The following is a 12,485-nucleotide window of genomic DNA, read 5'->3' as shown; positions in this document are numbered from 1 at the left end:
CCCCCCCCCCCCCCCCCCCCCCCCCCCCCCCCCCCCCCCCCCCCCCCCCCCCCCCCCCCCCCCCCCCCCCCCCCCCCCCCCCCCCCCCCCCCCCCCCCGACCGGGCCGAGGACGGCAGCGAGGACATCGACCTGCTCGACCCCGACACGTTCGTCGCCACCCTCGAGGCCCAGGCCGCCGAGCTCGACGCCTGGTACGAGAGCGGCCGCAGCGGCCCGCGCCCGCGGGGCCGGCTGCGCCACCACAGCCCCGAGCAGCTCTCCCTGGCCACCCGGCTGTGGGCCACGCCGCTGTACCGGCTGGTCGACGACCCCGACGGCCGCCCCCTCCGCCTCCGCCGCCGCGGCGAGTTCTGAGCCGCCGCCCGCCGCGGACCGGGAGCCGGCGCCTCCTCCGCGCCGCCGCCCGGCTCCCCGGTGTGGTGTCCTGCGCGCAGTAGTGCTCTGCCCACACCGGTGTGCAGAGCACGAGTCAGCGAGGGCCCCTACCGCCAACGACCCTCGAGCTCTGACCACACCTGTGTGCAAAGCACCACTGTCCCCAGTTCCACATGCCTGGGACCGTCCGCAGCGCACCGACCCGATGCTGGCGACGTGTCCGACCTCGACCTGTCCGGCCTCCTGCGCCGCATCCGGCGCCTCGCCGACCTCTCGCAGCGCGAGATCGCGCAGGCGACCGGCACGCCCCGGGCGACGATCGCCGCCGCCGAGGCCGGCACGCGAGGACTCGACGCCCGGGCGCTGGCCCGGCTGGCGGCCGTGGCCGGGCTGCGCCTCGCGCTGCTCGACGCCGAGGGGCGGGAGGTGTCGCCGATGGACGCCGCAGCCGTCCGGGACGGCGGAGGGCGGCACTTTCCCGCCCACCTCGACACCCGGCACGGCGACGACGGCTGGTGGCACGGCCCGCACCGGTTCGACCGCGAGCCGGTCACCTACACCTTCACCCGCGTCCGGTCGCACCGGGACGAGGCACGGGCACGCCGCGGCACCCCGGACGACCACCAGCTGCCGCAGCCGGGCGACTCGCTCGCCGACCGGGCTCGGGCCCGCCGGGCGGCCGCGCGGCGGGCCCGCGAGGAGGAGCTCGAGCGACGGCGGGCGGCCGGGCTCCTCCGGCCCGCCGCCGAGTTCCAGTGCGTGTGCCCGCCGGCTTGCGACGCGTTGCTGCTCGACGAGCCCCCGCCGGCGCCGGGCCGGGCCGCGACGCCCGCCCCACACGCGCCCGACTGCGCGTGTGGCTGCGACCTGAGCTGACCCGCTGCTACCGTGGGCTCCGTGCGCGGCAGCCTCCTGCTTACCCGCCGCGGCGAGGCCTCCTCCTAGGTCGGCTCCCTCGCCGCGGAGATCCTGCCGTGGTCGATGACGTCCCGGTGCCCGCTGACCGCCCCCACAGGAGCGACAGTCCAGCCCGCGCCAGAGGAGTCAGACCATCGTGAGCAGCCCGCAGCACCCGCACGCCCGCAACCCGCAACGTCCCTCGGGGATGCCGATCTCGCGCTACGCCCCGTTCGAGCAGATCGACCTGCCCGACCGCACCTGGCCGGACCGGGTCACCACCGTCGCGCCGCGCTGGTGCGCGGTCGACCTGCGCGACGGCAACCAGGCCCTGATCGACCCGATGTCGCCCGACCGCAAGCGGCGGATGTTCGACCTGCTGGTCCGCATGGGCTACAAGGAGATCGAGGTCGGCTTCCCGGCCGCCAGCCAGACCGACTACGACTTCGTCCGCCAGCTCGTCGAGGACGACCTGGTACCCGACGACGTCACCATCCAGGTGCTGACCCAGGCCCGCGACGAGCTGATCGAGCGCACCTTCGAGTCGCTGCGCGGCGCGAAGCAGGCGATCGTCCACCTGTACAACTCGACGAGCACGCTGCAGCGCCGCGTCGTCTTCGACTCCGACCGCGCCGGCATCGTCGACATCGCCGTCCACGGCGCCCAGCTGGTGCGCAAGCTGGGCGAGCAACTGCGCGACACCGAGGTCCGCTTCGAGTACAGCCCGGAGTCCTTCACCGGCACCGAGCTGGACTTCGCCGCGGAGATCTGCAACGCGGTCACCGACGTCTGGGAGCCCACGCCCGACCGGCCGACCATCCTCAACCTGCCGGCCACCGTGGAGATGGCCGAGCCGACCGTCTACGCCGACCAGGTCGAGTGGATGCACCGCAACCTGGCCCGCCGCGACGCGGTCGTGCTGAGCCTGCACCCGCACAACGACCGCGGCACCGCCGTCGCCGCCGCCGAACTGGGCTACCGCGCCGGCGCCGACCGCATCGAGGGCTGCCTGTTCGGCAACGGCGAGCGCACCGGCAACGTCGACCTGGTCACCCTGGGCCTGAACCTGTTCAGCCAGGGCATCGACCCGCAGATCGACTTCTCCGACATCGACGAGATCCGCCGCACCGTCGAGTACTGCAACCAGCTGGGCGTGCACGAGCGGCACCCCTATGGCGGCGACCTGGTCTACACCGCCTTCTCCGGCTCCCACCAGGACGCCATCAACAAGGGCTTCACGGCCCTCGCCGCCGACGCGCAGGCCGCCGGCAGGAGCGTCGACGAGATGCCGTGGGCGGTCCCCTACCTGCCGATCGACCCCAAGGACGTCGGCCGCAGCTACGAGGCCGTCATCCGGGTCAACAGCCAGTCCGGCAAGGGCGGCGTCGCCTACATCATGAAGACCGAGAACCACCTCGACCTGCCGCGGCGGCTGCAGATCGAGTTCAGCGCGGTCATCCAGCGGCACACCGACGACGAGGGCGGTGAGGTCACCGCGCAGCAGATGTGGGCGGCCTTCCGCAACGAGTACCTGCCCGACCCCGAGATCCCGTGGGGCCGGTTCGCCCTCAGCGGCCACCGGCACACCGCCCACGGCGAGCAGCTCGACGAGATGGTGGTCGAACTGGTCGACGACGGCGTCCCGGTCACCGTGCAGGGTCGCGGTAACGGCCCGATCGCGGCGTTCGTCGACGCGCTGGCGACCCTCGGCGTCGACGTCCGCGTCCTGGACTACGCCGAGCACGCGCTGTCGGCCGGCGGGGACGCGCGCGCGGCCGCCTACGTCGAGTGCGCCGTCGGCGACCGGGTGCTGTGGGGCGTGGGGATCGACCCGAACATCGTCAGCGCCTCGCTGCGCGCGGTGGTCTCCGCGGTCAACCGGGCCCAGCGGGGCTGACCCGGCTCCCCGGACCAGTCACCCGAGGCCGGCTCAGCGGGGTCCCGGCGATCCCGCCGGGCCGGCCTCGGGCGGGGCGTCGCCGGGCTCGTCGCCGTGGTGCCGCTCGTCCTGGTGCCCGGCGCCGCGGTACTCGTCGACCAGCAACAGGTCGCGGCGCACGTGCCGGCGGCGGTAGGCCACTCGGCTCACCAGGTGCGCGCTGACCGGCGCGGTGAGCAGCTGGAAGGCCGCCACCAGCAGCAGCATCCAGGCGTTGGCCCAGCCCTCGAGCCGGATCGCCGCCCCGACCATGACGAGCAGCACCCCGACGACCTGCGGCTTGGTGCCGGCGTGCATCCGCGAGAGCACGTCGGGGAACCGCACCAGCCCCAGCCCGGCGGTCAGGCACAGGAAGGCGCCGGCCAGCAGGCAGGCGAGGGCCACGACATCGGTCACCGCGGTCACGACCCGGTCTCCCGCTCCTCCGCGGCCACCGGCAGGCCGAGGTCGCGGCCGTCCCCGCTGGCCGAGCGCAGCAGCATCCCGCCGATGTACCGGGCCACCGACACCGAGCCGACGAAGGCCAGCAGCGAGACGACGACCAGCACCGGCACCAGCGTCGGGTCGCCCACCAGCGCGGCGTGGACCGCCAGGCCGGCGGAGATGATGACCAGCAGGGTGTCGGTGGCGACGACCCGGTCGAGCAGCGAGGGGCCGAGGGCCAGCCGCACGAGCGCCAGCAGCGCTCCCCCGCCGATCAGCGCGTACAGCGCGAAGTCCACGACCGTCACGGCGTCGACACCCCCGTGCTCCGGAGCCCGTCGAGGGCAGCGATGTCCGCGGCCGAGCCGAACGCCTGGACCAGGCGCCGTTCGACCACGAGGATCCCGGCCTTCTTCCGCGCCACGTGGTCGAGGTCGCGCGCGGGCAGCAGGTGGCAGGTCATCACCCGGTGTTCCCGGTCCAGGTCGAGCACCAGGGACCCGGGGACCAGCGAGGTCGCCTCGGCGACCATCGTCAGCAGCAGGTCGGAGTCCACCCGCAGCTGCACCTGCACGATGGCCGTGCTGCGGACGCCGCCCGGGCGCAGCGTCTGCCAGGCCACCTCGGCACCGGAGAGGACCAGGTCGACGACGAAGTGGCCGAGGAACACCAGCATCGGCAGCGGCCGCACCCGGGCGCCGCCGACCACGTGCGGCAGCGGCAGCAACACCAGCACGGCCAGCGCGACGAGCAGGCCGGAGAGCAGGTTCGCCCAGGACCAGGTGCCCCAGAGCAGCACCCACACCAGCACCAGCCAGACGACCAGCGGGACCTGGTGGCGCAGCCGGGTGGCCGCGGGCTCGACGCTCACGCCGCCTCACCCGCCCCGAACACCGACGTGAGGTAGGGCGTGCGGTCGAGCAGGTCCACGGCGGCCCGGTCGGCGAGGCCGTAGAGCGGCCCGGCCAGCCCGGTGAGGGCGACGGTGAGCGTGACCAGAGCCGTCGTCGCACCGACCATCGTGCGCGGCAGCGGGCGCAGCGCCCGGACCGCCCCGGCCGCGGGCGGGAGGTCGGGCTCGGCCGCCGTCGCCACCGCCGTGTGCCGCCGCCAGGCGTCCTGCAGCGCGGTGCGCGGCCGGCCGTCGCCCGACGCCGCGCCGTCGTCACCGGCTCCCCCGCCCGGGCGGCGGCGCGAGGTGGCGTCGGCGGCCGCGGCGGCCGCGGTGTCCTCGGCCGGCGGCTGGCTCGGCGGACGCCAGAAGGCGCGGGTCCAGACGCGGGCGACCGCCAGCAGGGTGAGGAGGCTGGTGACCACCCCGCCGGCGACCAGCGTGAACGCGAGCGCGCTGCCCTCGGCGACCCCGGCCTGCAGCAGGCCGAGCTTGCCGATGAAGCCCGACAGGGGCGGGATGCCGGCGAGGTTCATCGCCGGCACGAAGAAGAGCGCCGCCAGCAGCGGGGCGCGCCGGGCCAGCCCGCCGAGGCGGTTGACCGAGGTGGTGCCGCCCTGGCGCTCGACCAGCCCGGCGACCAGGAACAGCGTGGTCTGGATGGCGATGTGGTGGGCGACGTAGAACACGGCTCCGGCCAGCCCGGCCGCCGTCCCCAGGGCGATGCCGAACACCATGTAGCCGATGTGGCTGACCAGGGTGAACGACAGCATCCGGCGCAGGTCGCTCTGCGCGACCGCGCCGAGGATGCCGATCAGCATCGTGGCCAGGGCCGCCCACATCAGCAGGTCGTCGAGGGCGCCGTCGGGGAACAGCAGGGTCTGCGTGCGGATGATCGCGTAGACGCCGACCTTGGTGAGCAGGCCGGCGAAGACCGCGGTGACCGGGGCGGGGGCGGTCGGGTAGCTGTCGGGTAGCCAGGCCGAGAGGGGGAAGACCGCGGCCTTGATCCCGAAGGCGATCAGCAGCATCGACTGCAGCAGCACCTGGGTGCCCTCGGGCAGCTCGCCCAGCCGCACCGCCAGCTGGGCCATGTTCACCGTGCCGGTGGCCGCGTAGGTCAGCGCGATCGCGGCGAGGAACACCAGCGAGCTGGTCAGGCTGACGACGATGTAGGTGATGCCGCCGCGGATGCGCGGCGCCGTGCCGCCCAGGGTGAGCAGCACGTAGGAGGCCATCAGCAGGATCTCGAAGCCGACGTAGAGGTTGAACAGGTCGCCGGCGAGGAAGGCGTTGCCCACGCCCGCGACCAGCACCAGGAACGTCGGGTGGAAGATCGACAGCGGCGTCTCCTCCTGCCCGTCGGCCGCGCCCTGGCCGATGGCGAAGACGAGGACGCCCAGCGCCACGGTCGAGGCGACGACGAGCATGAGCGCCGAGAGCCGGTCGACGACGAGGACGATGCCCAGCGGCACCGGCCAGCCACCGACGGAGACCGCGCTCGCCCCCTCGGCGTCGGCGACGAGGAGCAGGACCACCGAGACGCCGAGCACCGCGGTGAGCACCACCGTGCTCAGCGTCCGCTGGAACGTGGGGTGCCCGCTGACCAGCAGGGCGCCGGCGGCTCCCAGCAGCGGGAGGAGCACCGGTAGCGGGGCGAGGACCTCGATCACCGGCGGGCGCTCCCGGCGGGCAGGTCGACGTCGTCGGCGAGGTCCTCGGCCTCCCGGGACAGGCTGTCGGCGTGCCCGGCGATGCGGTCGTCGGGGGACAGCTCGTCCGGGTCGAGCTCGTCGGCGTCGGTGGCCCGCCGGGCGGCGACGCGGCGGTCCTCCTCGTCGGTGCCCACGACCTCCTCGCGCACCAGTCGCCAGGAGCGGTGGATGATCGCCAGCAGGAACGCCGAGACACCGAAGGTGATGACGATCGCCGTGAGGATCAGCGCCTGCGGCAGCGGGTCGTTGATCTCCTCGGGGTCGGAGTAGCCCAGGATCGGCGCCAGGCCCGCCGGCCCGCCGCTGGACAGCAGCAGCAGGTTCGTGGCGTTGCCGAGCAGGACGAAGCCCAGCAGCACGCGGGTCAGGCTGCGGTCGAGCAGCAGGTACACGCCCGCCGCGTAGAGACCGCCGATCATCAGCGGCAGCACGACCGTGGGGGTCATCGCAGCACCATCTCCCCGGGGGTGAGCTCGACGGGGTCGGCCTCGTCCTCCTGGCGGTCGAGCTCGGCGCCGAGGCTGCGGAGCACGTCGAGGACCAGGCCGACGACGATCAGGTAGACACCGATGTCGAAGAACAGCGAGGTCACGAGCTTGACGTCGCCGAGGACGGGCACCGTGGCCTCCAGGATCGCCGTCTCCAGCACCCCGGCCCCCAGCGCCAGCCCCACGACGCCGGTGCCGCCGGCGAACAGCAGCCCGCTGCCCAGCAGCAGCCCCGGGGCGACCGGCGCGGCCTCGCCGAGCTCGTAGCGACCGCCGGCGAGGTAGCGCAGCACCAGCGCGAGGCCGGCCACCAGGCCGCCGGCGAACCCGCCGCCGGGCTCGTTGTGCCCGGAGAAGAGCAGGTACAGCGAGAACACGACGATCGTGTGGAAGAGGATCCGGGTGACCACCTCGAGCACGACCGAGCGGCGGGCCGGGTCGAGGGTCGCGGTGGCGGCCAGCCAGCGGTTGCGCGGGGCCCGCCGGCCGTGCCGGGCCCGCTGGGTCAGGTCGGCCCGCGTCGCCCGGTCGACCCCGCCGGTGCGCCCGCGGAGGAAGACGAGGCTGGCGACGCCGGTGGCCGCGACGACCAGCAGGGAGATCTCGCCGAGGGTGTCCCAGGCGCGGATGTCGACGAGGGTCACGTTGACGACGTTCTTGCCGCCGCCGAACTCGTAGGCCGGGCCGGGCCAGCCCTCCGACACCGGCGTCGCGGTGCGGGCGGACAGCGCCACCGCCCCGACGGCGGCCATGAACGCCCCCACGGCGACGGCGATGACGCCGCGGACGGCGCGCTCCCGTGGCCGGTGTCGCTCGGTGATGTCCTTGGGCAGCTTGCGCAGCACCAGCACGAAGACGACGAGGGTCAGCGTCTCGACGAGGAACTGGGTGAGCGCGAGGTCGGGGGCGCCCTGCAGCGCGAACACGACCGCGAGGCCGTAGCCGGTCACACCGACGACCAGCACGGCCGAGAGCCGCTGGCGGATCCGCAGGGCCAGTGCCGCCGCGGTGACGACGACGACCCCCACGACGGCCTGGACCGGGGTGTCCCAGGCCCGCCACTCGCCGGGCCAGGGGGCGCGGGTGAGCAGCAGGGTGCCGGGCAGGGCCAGCACCACGACGAGGATCGTGCCGAGGTAGGCCGGCAGCGAGCCGCGCTGGGTGGTGCCGGTGACCAGAACCGCGAGCCGGTCGATCGCCTGGATGACGTTCCAGTAACCCTCGTCGGCCGAGGCACCGACGGCCCGCCGCCGCTGGAAGCGGTACAGCGGGTCCCGCAGCGCGAACAGCGCGGCGCCGCCGAGCAGGGTGACCGCCGACAGCGCGAGCGCCGGCTTCCAGCCGTGCCAGAGGGCCAGCTCCTCGTACTCCGGTGCCAGCAGCGGCAGCGCCTCCGCGTAGGTCGTCACCAGCGGCGCGAGCAGCGGGCTGGCCGGCCCCGCGGCGAGGCCAGCGAGGGCCAGCAGCCCGGGGGCGGTGAGGAACAGCGGGCCGGGCGGGTGCGCGGGGTCGGTGTCGGGGACCCCGGGCTTGCGGGCGAAGGCGCCCCACAGGAAGCGCAGGGTGTAGGCGGCGGTGAGGACCGAGCCGAGGACCAGGCCGGTCAGCTCGAAGGCGGCGGCGGTCCGCGAGGGCAGCCCGCCCTCCCACAGCGCGGCGAAGGCCGCCTCCTTGCCGACGAAGCCGAGCAGCGGCGGGACGCCGGCCATGGACGCCCCGGCGAGCAGCCCGGCGCCGGCGAGCACGGGCAGCCGCCGGCCCAGCCCGGACAGCTGCCGGAGGTCGCGGGTGCCGGTCGAGTGGTCGACGACCCCGACGGTCAGGAACAGCGTGGACTTGAACAGCGCGTGGGCGACGGTCATCGTCAGCCCCGCGGCGGCCAGCTCGCGGCTGCCCCCGCCCACCAGGACGAGCAGGAACCCCAGCTGGCTGACCGTGCCGAAGGCCAGCAGCAGCTTGAGGTCGTTCTGCCGCAGCGAGCGGTAGCCGCCGACGAGCATCGTGGCCAGCCCGAGCCCCAGCACGACCGGCCGCCACCCGGGGACGTCGGCGAAGCCGGGCGCCAGCCGGGCGACGAGGTAGATGCCGGCCTTCACCATGGCCGCGGCGTGCAGGTAGGCGCTCACCGGCGTCGGCGCCTCCATCGCGGCCGGGAGCCAGAAGTGGAAGGGGACCATCGCCGACTTGGTGACCGCCCCGGCGAGCACCAACGCGGTCCCGGCGACCATGGCGGTGCCGCTGCCGGGGTCGGCGACCACCTCGGAGAGCAGGAACGAGCCGCTGGCCTGCCCGACGAGGACCAGTCCGACCAGCATGGCCAGCCCGCCGGCGGTCGTGAGGATCAGCGCCTGCGACGCCGCGCGCCGCGAGGCCAGCCGGCGTCCGGACCCGCCGATGAGCAGGAACGAGAAGACGGTGGTGAGCTCCCAGAAGACGTAGAGGAGCAGCAGGTCGTCGGCCAGGACCAGGCCCAGCATCGACCCGGCGAAGGCGGTGAGGTTGCCGGCGAAGCGGCCGGTGCCCTCGTCGTCGGGCTCGAAGTAGCGTGCGCAGTAGACGAAGACCAGGGCGCCGATCCCGGTCACCAGCGCCGCGAAGGTCAGCGCGAGGGCGTCGAGGCGCAGCGCCACGTCGAGGTCGAGGGCGGGGATCCAGGGCACCGTCTCGCGGACCTCGTCGCCGGCCAGGACGGTGCGCAGCTGCAGCACCGTCCAGACGAAGCCGGCGGCCGGCACCAGCGCCAGGACGAGGAAGGCCTGCCTGCCCGACCACCGCACGAGGAGAGGTGCCAGCAGCGCAGCCAGCAGGTGGAGGGACAGCAGTGCGATCACGGGTCTCCCGGGAGTCGGAGGGCGGCTCGGGGACCACAGACGTCGGTCGGCGACGGCCGGCGGCAGGCCCCAGCCTATCTACCCGGTGTCACCAGCCCCGACTCGTAGGCGAACGCGACCGCCTGCACCCGGTCGCGCAGCCCCAGCTTGAGCAGGACCCGGCTCACGTGCGTCTTCACCGTCGCCTCGCCCAGGTAGAGCCGGGCGGCGATCTCGGCGTTGCTCAGCCCGGCGGCGACGAGCGCGAGGACGTCGGTCTCCCGCTCGGTGAGCTGGGCGAGCGCGGCGGCCCGGCCGGGGTCGGCCGCGGGGGCGCCGGCGAAGGACCGGATCACCCGCAGGGTCACCGCCGGGTCCAGCAGCCCCTGGCCGGCGGCCACGGTGCGCACCGCGGCCACGAGGTCCTCCGGCGGGGCCACCTTGAGCAGGAAGCCGCTGACGCCGGCGCGCAGCGCGGCGGTGACGTACTCGTCCTCGTCGAAGGTGGTGAGGACGACGACCCGCGTCGGCAGGCCCCCGGCCAGGATCTGCCGCGCGGCCTCGAGCCCGTCGGTGCCGGGCATGCGGACGTCGAGCAGCACCACGTCGGGCACGAGCTCGGTGACCACCCGGACCCCGGCGGCCCCGTCCGCGGCCTCGCCGACCACCTCGATGTCGGGCTCGGCGGCGAGGACCATGCGCAGCCCCGTGCGGATCATCGACTGGTCGTCGACCAGCACCACCCGGATCGTCACGCGCCCACCGCCGCGGGCGGCACGGCGACCGGCGCCGGCACGGGGAAGCCCGCCCGCACCCGGTAGCCGCCACCGCGGACCGGGCCGACGTCGAGGTCACCACCGGCGACGGCGACCCGCTCGCGCATGTGCAGCTGCCCGTGGCCGCCCGGGGCGTGCGGGGCGGGCTCGAGGCGCGGCCGGCCGTCGTCGGTGACCGTGACCGTCACCCGGCCCGGCGTCCAGGCCACCTCCACGCGCGTGGCCGCGGCGCCGGCGTGCCGGACGACGTTGGACAGCGCCTCCTGCACCACGCGCACGGCCGAGACGTCGACCAGCGGCGGCACCTCGGCCGGCTCACCGGTGACGACCAGCTCGACCGGCATGCCGCCGGCCCGCAGCTCGGCGAGGACGGCGTCGAGCCGGGCCAGCGAGGGCTGCGGACCGGCGTCCCCGGCCGCCCCCTCGCGCAGGATGCCGACCACCCGGCGCATCTCGTCGACCGACTCCCGGCCCAGCCGCTCCAGCCCGAGGAGCACGTCCTGGGCCTCGGGGTGGTCGGGCAGCAGCCGGCGCAGGCCGCCCATCTGCAGGACCATGACGCTCACCGCGTGGGCGACCGAGTCGTGCACCTCGCGGGCGATCCGGGCGCGCTCGGCGGTGGTGGCCGCGGCGGCGACCGCCTCCTGCTGCTCGGCCAGCCGGGCGGCGAGCACCTGCAGCTCCCGCGCGCGCTCGCGCGACTGCCGGACGAGCACCCCCACGCCCCAGGCCGCCGCCGTCACGAGCAGGTAGAACACGCCCTCCCAGGTCGAGGGGCCGAACGCGACGCCCGCGACCACCACGACCAGCGTGGCCACGACGGCGGCCCGCAGCCCGCGCCGCAGCGGCAGGACGGCGGCCGCGTGCCCGACCAGCAGCGCCATGCCGACCAGCTGGGCGCCGCCCGGGCCGGGCGTGCCCAGCGCGTAGTTGCCGAGCACCGACAGCGCGCCGAGCACCGCGGCCGCCTCGGGCGCCGGGACGCAGGCGGCGACGAGCACGCCGACGAGGACGCCGGGCAGCGCGGTGTGCAGCGGGAAGTCGAACGCCTCGTCGATCGCCGTCTCGACGAGCGACAGCAGCGCGAGCAGCAGCCCGACGACCGGCCAGACGAGCCGGCGCGCGGTGGGTGAGGAGGACCAGCGGGGCACGGCGAGCACGGTAGGTGCCGCGGAGGTCACCGGGGATCACCCACGCGGCCGATGGACGGGCGCGGCGCCTCCCCCGTGCGACGGACGGCGATCGGTCCGCCGCGACGGACGTGCCCGGTACGGGTCCGGCCGCAGAGTCCTCGCCGACGCACCGCACCGACGTGGTGCCCGACCGACGAGGACCGATGACCACCTCCCCGCTCCCCACCCGCACCCCCGCCGCCACCGCGGACCGCCCGGTCCGCAGCGCCGGCTCGCTCATGCTGCCGATCGCCGGCGGTGCGCTGATCGCCGGCTCGCTGCTCTACGTGGCCGGCATGGTGACCTCGCCGCCGCAGGACTCCCAGGCCGCGGCCGACTACATCGCGGCCCTGGGTCGCGACGAGGGCCGCACGACGCTCTCGGCGATGCTGCTGCACTACGGCAACATGGCGCTGGCCCTGGCCTGGCTGGCCGTCCCGACGCTGGTCCGCGGTCGCCGCGGCCGCATCCCGACCGTCGTCGGGGCGCTGATGTCGGCGATCGGCCTGGTCACCGTGGCCGGCTTCGTGCTCTACGACTACTGGACCGGCGCCATCGGCCGCGAGCTCGACCCGGCCACCGCCCTGGGCCTCTACGACGCCGTCGGGGCCGACCCCGGCGTCGCGGTCGTCGGCGTGCTGACGCTGTTCGGGCTCCTCGGCCCGATCGTCGGCTACGTGGGTCTGGCCCGCGCCGGGGTCACCGGCTGGTGGCTGCTGGTCCCGACCGTGGGCTGCCTCGTGGCCTCCGCGGTGATCCCCTTCTCGCCGCTGACCCACGGTGCCCTCGCGCTGGTCGGCGCCGTCCCCGCGGTCGTCGTCGGCCTGCGGATCCTCGCCCGCGCCCGCGCCGAGGCCGCCGTCGCCGCCTGATCCGGGATCAGGTGACCTGATCGTGGCGGGGGGGCCCCCCCCCCCCCCCCCCGGGGGGGGCGCCGGGGGGGGGGGGGGGGCGCCGGGGGCCCCCCGCGCGCCTCCCCGGGGCGCCCCCCGCAAG

11 protein-coding genes are annotated in these 12,485 nt (G+C 75.4%); 3 read left to right on the top strand and 8 right to left on the bottom strand.

What is annotated here, in order from left to right; genetic code table 11:
• Nucleotides 1–593: 593 nt before the first annotated feature.
• Both ACI79V_RS24035 and leuA read left to right on the top strand, forming a co-directional pair.
• Complete coding sequence (locus ACI79V_RS24035) at nt 594–1,253, top strand: helix-turn-helix domain-containing protein (protein ID WP_456893408.1); 660 nt, start codon at nt 594–596, stop codon at nt 1,251–1,253.
• Nucleotides 1,254–1,431: 178 nt separating this feature from the next.
• A complete protein-coding gene (gene leuA / locus ACI79V_RS24030) occupies nt 1,432–3,171 on the top strand; it encodes a 2-isopropylmalate synthase (protein WP_456893406.1) in 1,740 nt (579 codons plus the stop codon).
• Nucleotides 3,172–3,204: 33 nt separating this feature from the next.
• Here leuA and mnhG read toward each other — a convergent pair whose 3' ends face one another.
• From mnhG to ACI79V_RS23990, 8 genes are all read right to left on the bottom strand, one after another.
• On the bottom strand, nt 3,205–3,618 hold the full coding sequence (mnhG, locus tag ACI79V_RS24025) for a monovalent cation/H(+) antiporter subunit G (RefSeq protein WP_456893404.1): 414 nt from the start codon (nt 3,616–3,618) through the stop codon (nt 3,205–3,207).
• Nucleotides 3,615–3,944, bottom strand: a complete 330-nt coding sequence (locus ACI79V_RS24020) for a monovalent cation/H+ antiporter complex subunit F (protein WP_456893402.1) — start codon at nt 3,942–3,944, stop codon at nt 3,615–3,617. Before ACI79V_RS24020 ends, mnhG begins: the two co-directional genes overlap by 4 nt.
• Nucleotides 3,941–4,507, bottom strand: a complete 567-nt coding sequence (locus ACI79V_RS24015) for a Na+/H+ antiporter subunit E (RefSeq protein ID WP_456893400.1) — start codon at nt 4,505–4,507, stop codon at nt 3,941–3,943. The genes ACI79V_RS24020 and ACI79V_RS24015 overlap by 4 nt, the downstream gene beginning before the upstream one ends.
• Nucleotides 4,504–6,201: a Na+/H+ antiporter subunit D gene (locus tag ACI79V_RS24010; RefSeq protein WP_456893398.1), complete on the bottom strand. Its 1,698-nt coding sequence runs from the start codon at nt 6,199–6,201 to the stop codon at nt 4,504–4,506. The genes ACI79V_RS24015 and ACI79V_RS24010 overlap by 4 nt, the downstream gene beginning before the upstream one ends.
• Nucleotides 6,198–6,689: a Na(+)/H(+) antiporter subunit C gene (locus tag ACI79V_RS24005; protein WP_456875352.1), complete on the bottom strand. Its 492-nt coding sequence runs from the start codon at nt 6,687–6,689 to the stop codon at nt 6,198–6,200. The genes ACI79V_RS24010 and ACI79V_RS24005 overlap by 4 nt, the downstream gene beginning before the upstream one ends.
• Nucleotides 6,686–9,562 carry a Na+/H+ antiporter subunit A gene (locus ACI79V_RS24000; RefSeq protein ID WP_456893397.1) on the bottom strand — a complete coding sequence of 959 codons (2,877 nt, stop codon included), beginning with the start codon at nt 9,560–9,562 and terminating at the stop codon, nt 6,686–6,688. The genes ACI79V_RS24005 and ACI79V_RS24000 overlap by 4 nt, the downstream gene beginning before the upstream one ends.
• Nucleotides 9,563–9,636: 74 nt before the next feature.
• Complete coding sequence (locus ACI79V_RS23995) at nt 9,637–10,296, bottom strand: response regulator (RefSeq protein WP_456893395.1); 660 nt, start codon at nt 10,294–10,296, stop codon at nt 9,637–9,639.
• Nucleotides 10,293–11,468, bottom strand: coding sequence for a sensor histidine kinase (locus tag ACI79V_RS23990; RefSeq protein WP_456893393.1), 1,176 nt, complete (start codon nt 11,466–11,468; stop codon nt 10,293–10,295). The genes ACI79V_RS23995 and ACI79V_RS23990 overlap by 4 nt, the downstream gene beginning before the upstream one ends.
• 185 nt (nt 11,469–11,653) lie before the next feature.
• Between ACI79V_RS23990 and ACI79V_RS23985 the strand changes: the two genes are divergently transcribed.
• Nucleotides 11,654–12,361 carry a hypothetical protein gene (locus tag ACI79V_RS23985; protein WP_456893391.1) on the top strand — a complete coding sequence of 236 codons (708 nt, stop codon included), beginning with the start codon at nt 11,654–11,656 and terminating at the stop codon, nt 12,359–12,361.
• Nucleotides 12,362–12,485 lie beyond the last annotated feature (124 nt).

The organism is Geodermatophilus sp. SYSU D00700 (assembly GCF_054050255.1).
The sequence above is the reverse complement of the archived record's forward strand: the minus strand, read 5'-3'. Positions and strand labels throughout refer to the sequence as shown.